The sequence below is a fragment of the Enterobacter sp. kpr-6 genome (assembly GCF_900116015.1).
In the GTDB taxonomy this organism is placed as follows: Bacteria; Pseudomonadota; Gammaproteobacteria; order Enterobacterales; family Enterobacteriaceae; genus Enterobacter_D.
The window spans coordinates 654273-671557 of sequence record NZ_FOYH01000001.1; the positions used below are offsets into that span (position 1 = coordinate 654273).

General features: G+C 55.8%; 15 protein-coding genes. 11 read left to right on the forward strand and 4 right to left on the reverse strand.

Translation table 11 applies throughout. From position 1 onward, the window contains the following. Positions 1 to 14: 14 nt before the first annotated feature. The 6 genes from flgG (at position 15) to flgL (ending at position 6333) form a co-directional block, all read left to right on the forward strand. Complete coding sequence (flgG, locus tag BM373_RS03050; protein WP_090459294.1) at positions 15 to 797, forward strand: flagellar basal-body rod protein FlgG; 783 nt, start codon at positions 15 to 17, stop codon at positions 795 to 797. Positions 798 to 854: 57 nt separating this feature from the next. Continuing rightward, the gene (locus tag BM373_RS03055) at positions 855 to 1553 is read left to right on the forward strand and encodes a flagellar basal body L-ring protein FlgH (RefSeq protein WP_090459975.1); all 699 of its coding nucleotides are present in this window, start codon (positions 855 to 857) and stop codon (positions 1551 to 1553) included. Positions 1554 to 1565: 12 nt separating this feature from the next. Further along, positions 1566 to 2663: a flagellar basal body P-ring protein FlgI gene (locus tag BM373_RS03060; protein ID WP_090459297.1), complete on the forward strand. Its 1098-nt coding sequence runs from the start codon at positions 1566 to 1568 to the stop codon at positions 2661 to 2663. Next, entirely contained in the window at positions 2663 to 3640 is a 978-nt protein-coding gene (gene flgJ, locus BM373_RS03065; protein ID WP_090459299.1) for a flagellar assembly peptidoglycan hydrolase FlgJ, read from the forward strand. Before BM373_RS03060 ends, flgJ begins: the two co-directional genes overlap by 1 nt. Before the next feature lie 76 nt (positions 3641 to 3716). Further along, a complete protein-coding gene (gene flgK / locus BM373_RS03070) occupies positions 3717 to 5363 on the forward strand; it encodes a flagellar hook-associated protein FlgK (protein WP_090459301.1) in 1647 nt (548 codons plus the stop codon). 13 nt (positions 5364 to 5376) lie between these two features. Next, positions 5377 to 6333: a flagellar hook-associated protein FlgL gene (gene flgL, locus BM373_RS03075; protein WP_090459304.1), complete on the forward strand. Its 957-nt coding sequence runs from the start codon at positions 5377 to 5379 to the stop codon at positions 6331 to 6333. A gap of 72 nt (positions 6334 to 6405) precedes the next feature. Here flgL and BM373_RS03080 read toward each other — a convergent pair whose 3' ends face one another. Beyond that, entirely contained in the window at positions 6406 to 7620 is a 1215-nt protein-coding gene (locus BM373_RS03080) for an MFS transporter (protein ID WP_090459306.1), read from the reverse strand. A gap of 108 nt (positions 7621 to 7728) precedes the next feature. Here BM373_RS03080 and BM373_RS03085 point away from each other — a divergent pair, with 108 nt between their 5' ends. Then, entirely contained in the window at positions 7729 to 8658 is a 930-nt protein-coding gene (locus tag BM373_RS03085) for a LysR family transcriptional regulator (RefSeq protein WP_090459977.1), read from the forward strand. A 44-nt stretch (positions 8659 to 8702) separates the two neighbouring features. Here the strand turns inward: BM373_RS03085 and rne are convergent, their stop codons facing one another. After that, positions 8703 to 11918, reverse strand: coding sequence for a ribonuclease E (rne, locus tag BM373_RS03090; protein ID WP_090459308.1), 3216 nt, complete (start codon positions 11916 to 11918; stop codon positions 8703 to 8705). 570 nt (positions 11919 to 12488) lie between these two features. Between rne and rluC the strand changes: the two genes are divergently transcribed. Beyond that, a complete protein-coding gene (rluC, locus tag BM373_RS03100) occupies positions 12489 to 13442 on the forward strand; it encodes a 23S rRNA pseudouridine(955/2504/2580) synthase RluC (protein WP_177220103.1) in 954 nt (317 codons plus the stop codon). 45 nt (positions 13443 to 13487) lie between these two features. Here the strand turns inward: rluC and BM373_RS03105 are convergent, their stop codons facing one another. After that, positions 13488 to 14627, reverse strand: a complete 1140-nt coding sequence (locus tag BM373_RS03105; protein WP_371261078.1) for a dienelactone hydrolase family protein — start codon at positions 14625 to 14627, stop codon at positions 13488 to 13490. Between the two features lie 88 nt (positions 14628 to 14715). After that, the gene (locus BM373_RS03110) at positions 14716 to 15300 is read right to left on the reverse strand and encodes a Maf family protein (protein WP_090459313.1); all 585 of its coding nucleotides are present in this window, start codon (positions 15298 to 15300) and stop codon (positions 14716 to 14718) included. Between the two features lie 141 nt (positions 15301 to 15441). Between BM373_RS03110 and yceD the strand changes: the two genes are divergently transcribed. From yceD to plsX, 3 genes are all read left to right on the forward strand, one after another. Beyond that, on the forward strand, positions 15442 to 15963 hold the full coding sequence (gene yceD, locus BM373_RS03115) for a 23S rRNA accumulation protein YceD (RefSeq protein ID WP_090459315.1): 522 nt from the start codon (positions 15442 to 15444) through the stop codon (positions 15961 to 15963). A gap of 49 nt (positions 15964 to 16012) precedes the next feature. Continuing rightward, a complete protein-coding gene (gene rpmF, locus BM373_RS03120; protein ID WP_090459317.1) occupies positions 16013 to 16186 on the forward strand; it encodes a 50S ribosomal protein L32 in 174 nt (57 codons plus the stop codon). A gap of 61 nt (positions 16187 to 16247) precedes the next feature. Beyond that, positions 16248 to 17282, forward strand: a complete 1035-nt coding sequence (plsX, locus tag BM373_RS03125) for a phosphate acyltransferase PlsX (protein WP_090459319.1) — start codon at positions 16248 to 16250, stop codon at positions 17280 to 17282. Positions 17283 to 17285 lie beyond the last annotated feature (3 nt).

A 17285-nucleotide genomic window follows, 5' to 3' on the forward strand; every position in this document is an offset into this window, starting at 1 on the left:
AAACAGGAATAGTCATGATCAATTCATTATGGATCGCCAAAACCGGGCTTGATGCACAGCAGACCAATATGGATGTTATCGCCAACAACCTGGCGAACGTCAGCACCAATGGTTTCAAGCGTCAGCGCGCGGTATTTGAAGACCTGCTTTACCAGACTGTTCGTCAGCCTGGCGCGCAGTCTTCTGAGCAGACCACGCTGCCATCAGGCTTGCAGATCGGTACCGGTGTGCGTCCGGTGGCGACTGAACGTCTGCACAGCCAGGGCAACCTGTCTCAGACCAACAACAGCAAAGACGTGGCGATCAAAGGCCAGGGTTTCTTCCAGGTGATGCTGCCGGACGGTACCGCTGCCTATACCCGCGACGGTTCGTTCCAGGTCGATCAGAACGGTCAGTTAGTGACGGCGGGTGGTTTCCAGGTACAGCCTGCGATCACCATTCCGGCGAACTCACTGAGCATCACTATCGGTCGTGACGGTGTGGTTAGCGTGACCCAGCAGGGCCAGGCGGCACCGGTTCAGGTTGGACAGTTAAACCTGACCACCTTTATGAACGATACCGGTCTGGAAAGTATTGGTGAAAACCTTTACACCGAAACGCAGTCTTCCGGTGCGCCGAATGACACCACGCCAGGTCTGAACGGCGCGGGTCTGCTGTACCAGGGGTATGTTGAAACCTCTAACGTTAACGTGGCCGAAGAACTGGTGAATATGATCCAGGTTCAGCGTGCTTACGAAATTAACAGTAAAGCGGTATCGACCACCGATCAGATGCTGCAAAAACTGACGCAACTCTAAGGTGTGTTCCGGTGTGGTTAACCCCACACCGGCACCCTGATTTTGAAGATGAAAGCAATGCACAAAACCGCCGCGTTTCGTTATCCGCTCCTGGCCTTACTGGCCGCGTCCCTCACCGGATGCGCGTTGATCCCGTCCACTCCGCTGGTGCAGGGGGCGACCACCGCTCAGCCGCTGCCGGGTCCTGCTCCGATTGTGAATGGTTCCATTTTTCAGTCCGCGCAGCCGGTGAACTACGGCTATCAGCCGCTCTTTGAGGATCGACGTCCACGTAACGTTGGCGACACGCTGACCATCGTGCTGGCGGAAAACGTCAGTGCCAGCAAAAGCTCGTCAGCCAATGCCAGCCGCGACGGAAAAACCAGCTTCGGCGTCGATACCGCACCGCGTTATCTGCAAGGGCTGTTCGGCAATGCGCGTGCCGATTTAGAGGCCGACGGCAGCAACAGCTTTAACGGTAAAGGTGGCGCGAATGCGAGTAACACCTTTAGCGGGACATTAACCGTGACCGTCGATCAGGTACTGGTCAATGGCAACTTACATGTCGTGGGTGAAAAACAGATCGCCATTAACCAGGGCACTGAGTTCATCCGCTTCTCCGGTGTCGTGAACCCACGCACCATCAGCGGCAGCAACACCGTTCCGTCTACCCAGGTGGCAGACGCGCGTATCGAATATGTGGGCAATGGCTACATAAACGAAGCGCAGAATATGGGCTGGCTGCAGCGTTTCTTCCTTAATTTATCGCCGATGTAACCGAGGTGACCCATGTTTAAATCTCTGGTTGGTATTGCGCTCGTGCTGGTGGCAACTTTTGCCCAGGCCGAACGCATCCGGGATCTCACCAGCGTACAGGGCGTACGACAAAACTCCTTAATCGGCTACGGCCTGGTCGTGGGCCTTGATGGTACCGGTGACCAGACGACCCAGACGCCGTTTACCACCCAAACCCTGAACAACATGCTGTCGCAGATGGGCATCACGGTGCCTGCGGGCACCAACATGCAGCTGAAAAACGTGGCGGCGGTAATGGTGACGGCGAACTTCCCGGCGTTTGCGCGCCAGGGGCAGACCATTGATGTGGTCGTCTCGTCGATGGGTAACGCCAAAAGTCTGCGCGGCGGTACGCTTCTGATGACGCCGCTGAAGGGCGTTGACAGCCAGGTTTATGCTCTCGCGCAGGGTAACATTCTGGTCGGCGGCGCGGGTGCCGCGGCAGGTGGCAGCAGCGTGCAGGTGAACCAGCTTAACGGCGGGCGTATCACCGGCGGGGCGGTCATTGAGCGTGAGCTGCCGTCGCAGTTCGGTTCCGGCAACACCATCAATCTGCAACTGAACCAGGAAGATTTCACCCTGGCACAGCAGATCACCGACACCATCAACCGTTCGCGCGGCTACGGCAGTGCGACAGCGCTCGATGCCCGTACCATTCAGGTGCGTGTGCCGACCGGCAACAGCTCGCAGGTGCGTTTCCTCGCTGACATTCAGAATATGGAAGTGGGCGTGACGCCGCAGGATGCCAAAGTGGTGATCAACTCCCGCACCGGCTCCGTGGTGATGAACCGCGAAGTGACGCTGGATAGCTGTGCTGTGGCGCAGGGCAACCTGTCGGTCACCGTCAATCAGCAGGCGAACGTCAGTCAGCCGGACACGCCGTTTGGCGGCGGTCAGACCGTCGTGACGCCGCAGACGCAGATCGACCTGCGCCAGAGCGGGGGTTCGCTGCAAACCGTGCGTTCCAGCGCCAACCTGAACAATGTGGTTCGCGCGCTGAATGCGCTGGGTGCCACGCCGATGGATTTGATGTCCATCCTGCAATCCATGCAAAGCGCAGGCTGCCTGCGTGCCAAACTGGAAATCATTTAATGCTAACCGACAGCCGACTGACGGCGAGCGCGGCATGGGATGCGCAATCGCTGAATGAACTGAAAGCCAAAGCCGGGCAGGACCCAGGCGCGAATATTCGCCCTGTTGCCCGCCAGGTGGAAGGGATGTTTGTGCAGATGATGCTCAAAAGCATGCGTGAAGCGCTGCCGAAAGACGGTCTGTTTAGCAGTGATTCCACGCGCCTGTACACCAGCATGTATGACCAGCAAATTGCCCAGCATATGACCGCGGGCAAAGGGCTGGGGCTGGCGGATATGATGGTTAAGCAGATGGGTGGCGAGCAGGCAAGCCCGTTACCTGCCGACGCGGACGCCACCACGCAACAGGTGCCAATGAAATTCCCGCTGGAAACGGTGACCTCGTATCAGAACCAGGCGCTGACGCAACTGGTGCGCAAAGCGGTGCCAAAAGCGCCGGAAGCCAGCGACGAACCGTTAACCGGCGACAGCAAAGACTTTCTGGCGCAGCTTTCGTTGCCAGCGCGTCTGGCGAGCCAGCAAAGCGGCGTGCCGCATCACCTGATTCTGGCGCAGGCCGCGCTGGAATCCGGCTGGGGCCAGCGCCAAATCAAGCGTGAAAACGGCGAGCCGAGCTTTAACATTTTTGGCGTGAAAGCAACGTCGAGCTGGAAAGGGCCGGTGACCGAGATCACCACCACCGAATTCGAAAACGGCGAATCCAGAAAGGTCAAAGCGAAATTCCGCGTTTACAGCTCCTATCTGGAAGCGCTGTCAGATTACGTGGGCGTACTGAGCCGCAACCCGCGTTACGCCGCCGTGACCACGGCTGCCACCGCGGAGCAGGGCGCACAGGCGTTGCAAAATGCCGGGTACGCGACCGATCCGCAGTATGCCCGCAAACTTACCAGCATGATTGCGCAGTTGAAGTCGATGGGCGAGTCGATGGGCGAGAAGGTCAGCAAAGCGTACGGCAACGATATCGAAAATCTGTTCTGAAATTTCTCAAGTTCGCGAAGCGCGTGCCGATAATCTGTCTCAGGACGCATGTCTTAAAAGTTTATAAGGAACCTTCATGTCCAGCTTGATTAACAGCGCCATGAGCGGGCTTAGCGCAGCTCAGGCTGCGTTGAACACCGCCAGTAATAACATCTCCAGTTATAACGTTGCGGGCTATACCCGCCAGACGACGGTACTTGCTTCAGCAAACAGCACGCTGGGTGCGGGTGGCTGGACAGGCAATGGCGTGTATGTCTCCGGCGTACAGCGCGAATATGATTCGTTCATTACCAACCAGCTTCGTGCCGCGCAGAACCAGAGCAGCGGTCTGACCACGCGCTATGAGCAGATGTCAAAAATTGATGACATGCTCTCCAGCTCCACCAGCTCACTGTCGACTTCCATGCAGAGCTTCTTTACCAGCCTGCAAACGCTGGTCAGCAACGCCGAAGATCCGGCGGCGCGCCAGACGCTGTTGGGCAAAGCCGACGGCCTGGTAAACCAGTTCAAAGTGACCGACCAGTATCTGCGCGATCAGGATAAACAGGTTAACCTGTCGATCACCTCAAGCGTCGATCTGATCAACAACTACACCTCGCAGATCGCCACCCTTAACGATCAGATTTCCCGTCTGACCGGCGTGGGCGCAGGCGCATCACCGAACGATCTGCTCGACCAGCGCGATCAGCTGGTGGGCGAACTGAACAAAATCGTTGGCGTGGAAGTGAGCGTGCAGGACGGTAATACGTTCAACATCACGATGGCGAACGGTTACACCCTGGTGCAGGGCACCAATGCCCGCCAGCTGGCTGCCGTACCGTCAAGCGCCGATCCATCGCGCACCACCGTGGCGTATGTTGACTCGACGGCAGGCAATATTGAAATCCCGGAGAAACTGCTCAATACCGGTTCGCTCGGCGGTCTGATGACCTTCCGCTCGACCAACCTTGACCAGACGCGTAACTCGCTGGGGCAACTGGCCCTCTCGTTTGCGGATTCCTTTAACGCGCAGCACGAACAAGGTTTTGATGCCACCGGCACTAAAGGTGAAAATTTCTTTAATATTGGTGAGCCTTCAACGCTCAGCAACAGCAGAAATACCGGTGGCGCATCGCTGACCGCTGATGTCAGCAAGAGCAGTGACGTGCAGGCGACCGACTATAAAGTGGCTTACACCAGCGGCGGCTGGCAGGTTACCCGTCTGTCTGATAACACCTCTTTTAGCGTCACCCCGGATGCTGTGGATGGCACGCTCAATTTTGATGGCCTGAAAATCACCGTTGGCGGCACTGCGCCGGATGTGAACGACAGCTTCACCGTGAAACCGGTGAGCAACGCTATCGTCAACATGAGCCTGGCGATTTCTGACGAATCGAAAGTGGCGCTGGCGAAAACCACCGACGGCGGTGAGAGCGATAACCGTAACGGTCAGGCGCTGTTGGATCTGCAAAACAGCAAGCAGGTGGGCGGCAATAAAACCTTTAACGATGCCTACGCCTCGCTGGTCAGTACCGTCGGCAGCACCACCGCGACGCTGAAAACCAGCAGCAAAACGCAGGCTAACGTGGTCACCCAACTGAGCAATCAGCAGCAGTCTATCTCTGGCGTCAACCTCGACGAAGAGTACGGCAACCTGCAACGCTTCCAGCAATATTATCTCGCCAACGCACAGGTATTGCAGACGGCAAGTACGCTGTTTGATGCGTTGCTGAACATACGCTAAGTAGAGGTCAATCATGCGTATTAGTACCCAGATGATGTACGATCAGAACATGCGCGGCATCACCAATGCGCAGGGCGAGTGGCTGAGCTACGGTGAGCAGATGTCCACCGGCAAGCGCGTCAATCGTCCTTCTGACGATCCGATTGCCGCGTCCCAGGCGGTCGTGCTTTCTCAGGCGCAGGCGCAGAACAGCCAGTACGCGCTGGCACGTACCTTTGCGACCCAGAAAGTGTCGCTGGAAGAGAACGTGCTCGGCCAGGTGACGACCGCTATTCAGGCGGCTCAGACCAAAATCGTTAACGCCGGTAACGGCACCCTGAGTGATGATGACCGCGCATCACTGGCGAAAGATCTTCAGGGTATCCGCGATCAGATCATGAACCTGGCGAACACCACCGACGGTAACGGTCGCTATATTTTTGGCGGCTATAAAACCTCTGAAGCGCCGTTCGATCAGACCAGCGGCGTGTATGGCGGGGGTGACGAGTCGATCACTCAGCAGGTGGATGCCGCCCGTACCATGGTGATTGCGCATACCGGGAAAGAAGTTTTCGACCATATCAGCAGCAATGCCATCCCTGAGCCGGGTACCACACCCGCCCCGTCTGAAACCAACCTGTTTGCCATGTTGGATTCGGCCATTGGGGCGCTGAACACCCCGGTTTCCGGCGATGAAACCGCACAGGAAACGGCCCGCGCGGCGATTGATAAAACCAACCGTGGCCTGAAAAACTCGCTCAACAACGTGCTGAGCGTGCGTGCGGAACTGGGTACACAGTTAAATGAGCTGAGTACGCTGGACTCACTGGGCAGCGATCGTTCACTCGGTCAGGCGCAGCAGATGAGCGATCTGGTGGATGTTGACTGGAACGCCGCGATTTCGTCCTACACCATGCAGCAGGCGGCGCTTCAGGCATCATACAAAGCGTTTTCTGATATGCAGGGTATGTCGCTGTTCCAGATTAAGTAATCTCCACACCATTCCTGTAAAAAAGCCCGCACCATGCATTATGGTGCGGGCTTTTTCATATGGCCGACGGGCCTACGAGAGTGTGCGGTTTTGTACCTGAGTGCGGGGCAGACTCACCAGACGGATCGCCAGCGCAATGCCCCCCGCGATCGTCGCCAGCATCACCACGCCCGGCCAGCCTGCCATGGAGTAGACTTTGCTGCCCAGCGCGGAACCCGCTGCCATGCCAATAAACACCATGGTAAACAGCAGCGCATTCAGTCTGCCGCGTGCCTGCGGCTCAAGGCCGTAAACCAGATTCTGATGCGCGACCAGGCTTGATTGCAGGCCGAGGTCAAAGCCGATGGCCGAAATCGCAATGACCGCCAGTTGCGCTTCTGTCGGCAACAACGGCATAACGAACATCAGGGCAAAGGCGGCGGTGACCAGCATCGCGCCTAACTGGGTGACCCGCGCGGCACCCACTTTATCCGCAAGGCTACCGGCCAGCGGAGCGGCTAACGCACCAGCGGCACCGGCGATACCGAAGGTCCCGGCGACCGCGCTGCCCATGTGAAAGCGATCCAGCAGCATGACGGCAAGCGTTGACCAGAAGGCGCTGAACGCGACGGAGAGAAACCCCTGAGCCAGCGCAGCACGGCGCAGGGCAGGGTAGCGCATCCACAGGTGCGCCATTGATTTCATCAGCGCCGGGTAGCTCAGCGTCGAGTGAATGGCAAAACGCGGCAGCACAAACCACATCACCACGCCGATAAACGCAATGCTTGCCGCCGCAAGCTGGAACATCACCCGCCAGCCAAACGCCGCGCCGACAAACCCGCTGATGGTCCGTGACAGCAGGATCCCCAGCAGCAGACCGGTCATGACGGTGCCGACAGTTTTACCCTGTTTACCCTCAGGGGCGAGGATAGCGGCGGCAGGGACGATATCCTGCGCCATGGTTGCCGCCATGCCGATTAGCAGGCTGACCACAAGCAGGGTATTAAGCTGCGTCGTCACGCTACAGGCCAGCAGTAACAGCGCCAGCGCACCGCTTTTTAGCAGGATTAATGTGCGGCGGTCATGACGGTCGCCGAGCGGAAGCAGGAACAGGATCCCAAGAGCGTAGCCCGCCTGGGTCAGGGTCGGCACCAGCCCCATGCCATTAATGGTTAACTGCAAATCCTGGCCCATCAGCGGCAGAAGCGGTTGTGCGTAATAAATTGACGCGACGCTTAAACCCGCGCCCGTCGCCAGCAGAAAGATTAACCAGCGTGGCACATCGAATAGGGATGACTGAGCGTTCATAGTAAATTCCTCAATAAGGTGTGAGGCTATTTTTCACCGATAAACCGTAGCGCGGTAGCCAGCGCAGTGGTAAAACGGTTATACGTGTAATGTATAACTATGGTGAATATGAAACGCGCAGAACGTATAGACCGGGTTGAACTGATGCACACGTTTGTGCGCATTGTTGAAGCGGGATCGCTCTCGCACGCCGCGCGCCTGCTCGGGACGACTCAGGCGACCATCAGCCGCCGTCTGCAATCGCTGGAAAGTCTGCTCGGCACCAAGCTGCTGCTGCGTACCACCCACGCCATGAAGCTGACCGACGACGGTGAGCGTTGCTATCAGCACGCCAAACGGCTGATTGATGCCTGGGCGACGCTTGAAGATGAGCTAAACCAGGCCGGAGATGAGCCGGTAGGAATGCTGCGGGTGCGTGCGCCTCATGCCTTTGGCCAGGAGCAAATGCTGGTCCCGCTGACGCGTTTTTTGCAGCAGCATCCGCATCTCTCGGTGGAGTGGATGCTCAATGACAAGACCGTTAATTTCCTTAGCGACAACATTGACTGCGCGATCCGCGTGGGTGCGGAGGTCGATCCGGCGACCGTGTCGGTGCTGCTGGCCGAGGTGCCGCGCTGTATCGTTGCTGCGCCGTCTTTACTGACCGGTACGCGGATAGATACCCCGCAACAACTGGCGACGCTGCCATGGGTGGCTTTGAGCCTTTTTTACCAGCATGAGGTTATGGTGAGTTCACAGGGCGCGACGGAACGGGTGGCGATAGCCCCACGTTTGTATACCGACAGTCTGTATGTCGCGCGCAATACCGCACTGGCGGGACTGGGGGTGACGATGATTTCAAGCTGGACGGTCGAGGAGGATATTCGTCAGGGGCGGCTGGTGCAGTTGCTTCCCGACTGGCACCCCGCACCGCTGCCGGTCCATCTGGTTTATCCCTGGGCGCGTTACTACCCGGCCCGGCTGCGGGCCTTTATACAACTGATGCGCGAGGTTATGCCTGGCCTGACGGGAATGCAGCAGCCTGGAAAACAGGCGTAAAAAAGCCGACCCTGAGGTCGGCTTTTCATTATGACCGAACGTAATCAGTCAACCTGCTGCGGGCGCGTGGCAGGCGCAGTGGCCTGATGCGTGGCGCTATGACCACCCGCAGAACCCTTGCCGCTGAACTCAAAGTGCGGGCGTACCCAGTCACTGTGGCGCGGCGGCTCCGGGGTGTATTCCGGGGCTGGCGCGCGGGTCATTGGCGCGGTGGCGAGATTGTGCGTCGGTTTGGCAATCGCCGATGCTTTTACCGGCTCTGCCTGAGGAGCAGCAGGCGCAGGTTCAGCAGCGGCTTTCACTTCTGGCTGTGCTTCGGTTTTCACCTCTTCCACGGCGACAGGCGCTTCTGCTTTCACTTCTTCTGCGACCGGTTCTGCCGCTTGCGCGATTTCCGTGGCAACAGATTCATCTTCCTGCGCAATCAGGTGCGGTTGCTCGTCTACCGGCGTTTCAATCGCTTCCGGATGCGTGGTCTCGATGACCACAGGCTCTGGCTCTTGTGCGGTAACCTGCGGTTCAACCACTTCTGGCTCAGCCGAAACTGCGGTTTCTTCCTGAATGGACTGCTCAGCAATCGGCAGAACAACCTGTTCGATTTGCTCAGCTACAGCCGCGGCTTCTGGCGTGACTGCGGCGCTTTCAACAACCGGCTCTTCACGCGGTAATTCTTCCTGTACCGGCTCAACGGTTTGTGCAACCGGGTAGCGGATCCAGACTTTACCGGAAGCCATTTCAGGTGAGGCACAGGCAACGGTCATCGGCATCGGTGACTGCGTCGGGTAACGCTCATCACGGTAGCGACGACGGCGTTGACCGCTGACGCGCAGGTGGCGCGGAGAACGACGTGAACGGCGCGGCATGCCTGCGTTATCACGGTTATCGTTCGCCTCTTCCTGCACCGCTTCAGATTCCACGACCGCAGGCAGATCCACTTTCGCCAGCTCAGTGTGCGCCGGAACGGTAGCAGGGGTTTCTTCGGTTGCGGCGATCTGAGATTCAGCGGACTCAATACGCACTTTCTGGCTCAACTGACGCGGCTTACGGCGCGGCATAACCTGCACGCGTTCTTCCTGCTCCGCGTTTTGTTCAGGCTGTTGCGGCTGTTCATCGCGGTTCAGCGCTTTAACATCCTGCTGGGCCTGGCGTTTGTCGTCGTTACGACGGCGGTTACGCTCGCGACGAGACTGCTGCTGTTCATCACGGGATTTCGCTTTATCTGCGTCTTCCTCAACAACGGCTGGCTGGCGATTTTCACGCGCTTCTGCATTTTGCGCCGGTTTTTCACGACGGTTACGGCGGTTGTCCTCGCGACCTTCACGGCCTTCACGGTTATCGCGATTTTCACGGCCTTCACGCGCTTCGCCGCCTTCATTGCGGTTGTCGCGGTCGGAACGGTTGTCACGACGATCGTTACGGTCGCGGCGATTGTTCTGACGCGGCTTACGACGTTCGGAAGAGCGCTCTGGTTTCTCTTCTTTAACTTCTGTTTTCACTTCCGCCGGTTTGACTTCTTCTTCACCTGCGAAAAGTTTCTTCAGCATACCGGCAATGCGGCCAAACAGACCTTGCGAAGCAGGGGCGGATGCGGCAGCAGGTGCGGCCTCCGGCTGCGAAACGCTGGCAGGTGCGGCAGCAGGCGCTGGCGGAATGTCCGGCATGACGAACGTGGCCAGTGCAGGCTGCTCCGGCTGCTTACGCTCGGCATATTCCTCTTCAGACGGCATCGCCATGGCTTCTTCATGCAGCTTCGGCAGTTTGTAGCTCAGGGTGGCCGTCTCTTCGCCTTTGCGCACGCGCAGGACGGAGTAATGCGGGGTTTGCATCTGATCGTTAGGCACGATGACGCATTTCACGCCGCCCTGACGGGTTTCAATGGCGCTTACCGCAGCACGTTTTTCGTTCAGCAGATAAGAGGCCACCGGGACTGGGACAATGGCGTGCACTTCCTGGGTATTTTCTTTCAGCGCTTCTTCTTCAATCAGACGCAGGATAGAAAGTGACAGGGATTCGTTATCACGAATGGTGCCGGTACCGCTACAGCGCGGGCAGACATGGTGGCTCGACTCGCCCAGAGACGGGCTGAGGCGCTGGCGGGACATCTCCAGCAGGCCAAAACGCGAAATATGGCTGATTTGAATGCGCGCACGGTCCTGACGAACTGCATCACGCAGACGGTTTTCAACCGCACGCTGGTGGCGAACCGGGGTCATATCGATAAAGTCGATAACAATCAGGCCGCCGAGGTCGCGCAGACGAAGCTGACGGGCGATTTCATCGGCCGCTTCAAGGTTGGTGTTGAAGGCGGTTTCTTCGATGTCGCCACCACGGGTTGCGCGCGCGGAGTTGATGTCGATGGCGGTCAGCGCTTCGGTGGAGTCGATAACGATGGAACCACCGGACGGCAGACGGACTTCACGCTGGAAAGCGGATTCAATCTGCGATTCGATCTGATAATGGCTGAACAGCGGGATTTCACCGGTGTACAGTTTGATTTTGCTGCTGAAATCCGGGCGGCCGAGTGCGGAAATATGCTGGCGAGCCAGCTCCAGCACTTTCGGGTTATCGATGAGGATTTCACCGATGTCCTGGCGCAGATAGTCACGGAAAGCGCGCACGATAACGTTGCTTTCCTGGTGGATCAGGAACGGAGCAGGGCGGCTTTCGGCGGCTTTCTGGATCGCTTCCCAGTGCTTAAGACGGAAACTTAAGTCCCATTGCAGCGCTTCGGCAGATTTACCGACGCCCGCGGTGCGGACAATCAGGCCCATGCCGTCTGGCAGTTCGAGACTGGCCAGCGCTTCTTTGAGTTCAGTACGGTCATCGCCTTCGATGCGGCGAGAGATGCCACCCGCACGCGGGTTGTTTGGCATCAGGACCAGGTAGCTCCCGGCGAGGCTGATAAACGTGGTTAAGGCCGCACCTTTATTTCCACGCTCTTCTTTGTCGATCTGAACAATCACTTCCTGGCCTTCACGCAGTACATCTTTGATGTTCGGGCGACCATGGGAGTTGTAGTTAGAAGGGAAATACTCGCGGGCGATTTCTTTGAGAGGTAAGAAGCCGTGGCGCTCTGCACCGTAATCAACAAATGCAGCTTCCAGGCTCGGTTCAATGCGGGTGATTTTGCCTTTGTAGATGTTCGCTTTTTTCTGCTCATGGCCTGGGCTTTCGATATCCAGATCATACAGTCGCTGCCCATCTACCAGGGCGACACGCAACTCTTCTTGCTGAGTTGCGTTGATTAACATTCTTTTCATCGTAACTTACTCATTATTCTTACATTGACGACTAAGCTGCGGGCAAAGTATCGCCTTTCCGGAGTGAACCGATGGCCTCGTGACTGTTGACGTCGCCAACCTCACGGTTGTCGCACGCATAAGAGGCGCAGAGTGTCGGTTGCCTGTCTTTCATACGGAAAAACAGCGCAATTATCAGGGGAACAACCTGGGAAAACTCTCCAGAGAAAATTCCATGTACCGGTAAGGACTGCAACCCGCAGCCCGCTAACTGCCTGAACGATCAATACGTCTTACGCCATTGCTGCGTGGATGATCGGACAGACAAAATGGGTGATTCCGCAAATTTTCTTGTTTTAACAAGATGCAACACGGAAAACCGAATCATTATTCCCTGCTAACCTTGTTATAGCAAGATGACTTTTGCCATTTATCACCCGGTTATTCACAGTTTTTTCACCATTGCCTGATGATTGTTCTAAAACACATCAAAAAGCGTAACTAGTGATAAATCTGTATCCGGGTAGACATAAATATAAGCATAGAAAAATGAGTGGCGCGAATCCGCGTGGATATTTAGAATCGCCCCCCATGAAAACAGAGACTCCATCCGTAAAAATGGTTGCTATTTCGGCTGATGAAGCCGGGCAACGAATCGACAACTTTTTGCGTACCCAGTTAAAAGGGGTACCAAAGAGCATGATCTACCGCATCCTGCGTAAAGGCGAAGTGCGGGTCAACAAAAAGCGCGTGAAGCCGGAGTACAAGCTCGAGGATGGCGATGAGGTGCGTATCCCACCCGTTCGCGTCGCTGAGCGCGATGAAGAGGCGGTGTCGCCGCATCTGCAAAAAGTGGCCGCGCTCTCCGATGTCATCCTTTATGAAGACGATCATATTCTGGTGCTCAATAAACCGTCAGGTACCGCCGTGCACGGTGGCAGTGGTCTGAGCTTTGGGGTGATTGAAGGTTTACGTGCGCTGCGTCCGGAAGCGCGTTTCCTTGAGCTGGTGCATCGTCTTGACCGTGACACTTCGGGTGTGCTGCTGGTTGCCAAAAAACGTTCTGCGCTGCGTTCGCTGCATGAGCAGTTGCGCGAGAAGGGCATGCAGAAAGATTATCTGGCGCTGGTGCGCGGGCAATGGCAGTCCCATGTGAAAGTGGTGCAGGCTCCGCTTCTGAAAAACATTCTGCAAAGCGGCGAACGCATTGTCCGTGTCAGTCAGGAAGGTAAACCGTCAGAGACGCGCTTCAAAGTGGAAGAACGCTATGAAAATGCGTCGCTGGTGCGATGCAGTCCTGTCACCGGGCGTACCCACCAGATCCGCGTGCATACGCAACATGCCGGTCATCCTATCGCTTTTGACGATCGCTACGGCGACCGTGATTTTGATCGTCAACTGGCAGGCACCGGGCTGAATCGCCTGTTCCTGCATGCCGCTGCGCTCAAGTTCACGCATCCCAATACGGGAGAAGTGATCCGCATTGAAGCGCCGCTTGATGAACAGCTTAAGCGCTGTCTGACAGTGCTGCGCAACGCCAAATAAGCGCTCGCGCGGGCAGACTTACCTGACCCGCGCGGCGTATTTCTCTCAGGGCTTGAGCCATTTATCCAGCCACGGGAAAACCTCATCCTGCTGTTCTTTGTAAAATACATGGCCCAGTTCTGGCCAGCTTTTAGTGATCAACTTATCTTCGGCGTTTTGCGACGCCCAGACTTTGTGGACTTTTGCATAGGCGTCTTTCACCGCCTGCGGTGGGAACAATTTGTCTTTATCACCGCTATAGATGAGCATCGGTTTTGGTGCAGCAATACTGGCAATATCCGGAATATCAAGATGGGCGGGCATGCCGGGGTGGAGCATATAAAAAGCAGATTGTCCGCGCAGCACGTTATTGCCCGGCTGCATCAGGCCATCATAGGTACCAAACCATGAAATCACGGCGGTAGCAGCAACCTTGTCAGAGAGTGCCGCTAACTGCCAGGCACGAAATCCGCCCATCGAAAACCCAAGCACGCCGATGCGTTGCGGGTCCACGTTGTTGAGACTGGCAAGAAAATCCACGGTGCGCGTATCTTCATAGGCCATTTCTCCGGCCAGCGAGCGGCCAAGGTTAAAATAGTTACTTGCCAGCGCCTGTTGTTGCTCATATACCATGGGGCCGCGTTCCCCCCAACCTGTGCTGTCGATGGCGATCACCACATAGCCACGCTTTGCCAGCTCATCCCCAATAAAACGACCGGTGAAGAATTTATCGGCCCAGGCCTGGGCGCTGGTCAGTTTTTCCGCATCATTCCACGGGCGGATCACTTTCTCTTTGCCTATATCAAACTTTGAACCGTGATCGTGCAGCAGGACAATGGCAGGGTGCGGGCCTGACGATTTGGGCGTCAGCATTAACGCGTTAATCCGGTTATCGTCGGTAATATTTAGTGCAACTTTCTGCGCGACATAACTGCCGCGATCCTCTTCCGCCACGGTCTGAGGGGAAAAGGCACGGTGCGATTCCGGCGTGAGCAGAGCGCTGCGCAAAAGCCCACGCGCGTGTTGTTGCCATTGAGTAAAATCGTGATAGTTGCCGGAAAGCCAGGCGTCAGGATAGGTCATTTGCGCTTTTAATTGCGCCACATTAGCCGGAAGATTTCCTTCGATAATTCCGCTTTGCGGGGCGCTGCTGGCGCTTGCGGTGACAAAGAGTAGTGCCAGAAATATTTTACGTGATTGAAACATCATCTGCCCTTTAAATTAAAACGTCGTTTTAATATTCAGATGATGAATAATAGAGCAATCACGGTCAGAAACCGTGATCGCTAATTGATTAATTTAACAACGGATTGCAATCTTCGCGGCGTAGCATCTGGCACAGCGCAATCAGAGGTAAGCCCACCAGCGTATTAGGATCACGTCCTTCAAGTCGTTCAAAAAGGGTGATGCCCAGACCTTCGCTTTTAAAGCTGCCAGCGCAATTAAGCGGACGTTCTTTGCGCAAATAATCGGTAATTTCCTGCTCGCTTAAATGGCGGAAATGCACATCAAACGGTTCGCATTCCGTTTGAAGATGGCCCGTGGCGGAATTGTATAACGCGAGGCCGGTATAAAACGTCACGATATTGCCGCGCGCTTTCATTAACTGTTTTACCGCATTTTCTTCGGTCAGCGGTTTGCCGGTAATTTCACCATCCAGCACGCAGACTTGATCGGAACCAATAATTAAATGTTGTGGGTAACGTTCAGCCAGCGCCTGCGCTTTCGCCTGGGCAAGACGCAGGACGAGGTGGCGGGGCGTTTCGCCCGGTAGCGCCGTTTCATCCACGCCGGGTGCGGCGCATTCAAACGTGACGCCGAGCTTTTCAAGCATCGCGCGACGATAAGGTGAGGTTGAAGCCAGTACGAGTCGGGACATATTTTTTTCGCCTTATATAGCGTATTGTTGTCAGGCATTTTAAACTACAGGCCGCAATGTGTGCGAATAATTGGCGAAAGGCATCCTCTGGTTGCCTTTTTCTTTGACTCTATGACGTTACAAAGTTAATATGCGCGCCCTATGCAAAAGGTAAAATTACCCCTGACTCTTGATCCGGTTCGTACGGCTCAAAAACGTTTAGATTACGAGGGCATCTTCACTCGTGATCTGGTTGAGCGCGTCACCGAGTCCGTAGTCAGTGTAGACAGTGATGTGGAATGCTCTATGTCGTTTGCGATTGACAACCAACGCCTTGCGGTTCTGACCGGCGATGCGAAGGTGTCAGTCACACTCGAATGTCAGCGTTGCGGCAAGCCGTTTGCCCATCATGTTTACACACAGTATTGTTTTAGCCCGATCGTCAAAGACGAGCAGGCCGAAGCACTCCCGGAAGCGTATGAGCCAATTCAGGTCAACGAATTTGGCGAAATCGATCTTCTGGCACTGGTAGAAGATGAAATCATCCTCTCCTTGCCGGTCGTTCCGGTGCATGATTCTGAACACTGTGAAGTGTCCGAGGCGGACATGGTCTTTGGTGAACTGCCTGATGAAGCGCAAAAGCCAAACCCATTTGCCGTATTAGCCAGCTTAAAGCGTAAGTAATTGGTATTCCCTGTTGCAACTGGGATACCGTAATTGAGGAGTAAGGTCCATGGCCGTACAACAAAATAAACCAACCCGTTCCAAACGTGGCATGCGTCGTTCCCATGACGCGCTGACCGCAGTCACCAGCCTGTCTGTAGACAAAACTTCTGGTGAAACTCACCTGCGTCACCACATGACCGCTGACGGTTACTACCGTGGTCGTAAGGTCATCACTAAGTAATCACGCGCAAGCGTGATGAAGCTTAGTGAGGATTTCCCCGCGTAAGCGGGGATATACCGCCTTGACACGTCTAACCCTGGCGTTAGATGTCATGGGGGGCGATTTTGGCCCTTCGGTGACAGTGCCTGCAGCTTTGCAGGCACTGAATTCTAATTCTCAACTCAATCTTCTTTTAGTCGGCGATCCCGACGCAATCACGCCATTACTTGCCAAAGCTGATTTCGAACAACGTTCGCATCTGCAGATTATTCCTGCGCAGTCAGTTATTGCCAGTGATGTACGTGCGTCGCAGGCTGTACGCAATAGTCGTGGCAGCTCTATGCGAGTGGCATTAGAGTTAGTAAAAGAAGGGCGTGCGCAAGCCTGTATCAGCGCAGGCAATACCGGCGCTTTGATGGGGCTGGCAAAACTGTTGCTCAAGCCCATCGAGGGTATTGAGCGTCCGGCGTTGGTGACGGTTCTGCCGCATCAGCAGAAGGGTAAAACGGTAGTGCTGGATTTAGGCGCAAACGTCGACTGCGACAGCACCATGCTGGTGCAGTTTGCGATAATGGGCTCGGTAATGGCTGAAGAAGTGATCGGCATTGCCAGACCCCGCGTGGCGCTGCTCAATATTGGTGAAGAAGAGACCAAAGGCCTCGACAGCATTCGCGATGCCTCGGCGTTATTAAAGACTATCCCTTCTATCAACTATATTGGTTATCTTGAAGCAAACGAATTACTCACCGGCAAAACGGATGTGCTGGTATGTGACGGTTTTACAGGAAACGTTACATTAAAGACGATGGAAGGTGTGGTCAGAATGTTCCTTTCGCTGCTTAAATCACAGGGCGAGGGGAAAAAACGGTCGTGGTGGCTGATTTTATTAAAGCATTGGTTACAAAAAAGCCTGAGCAGGCGATTCAGTCACCTCAACCCCGACCAGTATAATGGTGCCTGTCTGTTAGGATTGCGCGGCACGGTGATTAAGAGTCATGGTGCAGCCAATCAGCGAGCGTTCGCCGTCGCGATTGAACAGGCAGTGCAGGCGGTGCAGCGGCAAGTTCCTTCGCGAATTGCCGCTCGCCTGGAATCTGTGTTACCGGAAAAAGACTGAGCG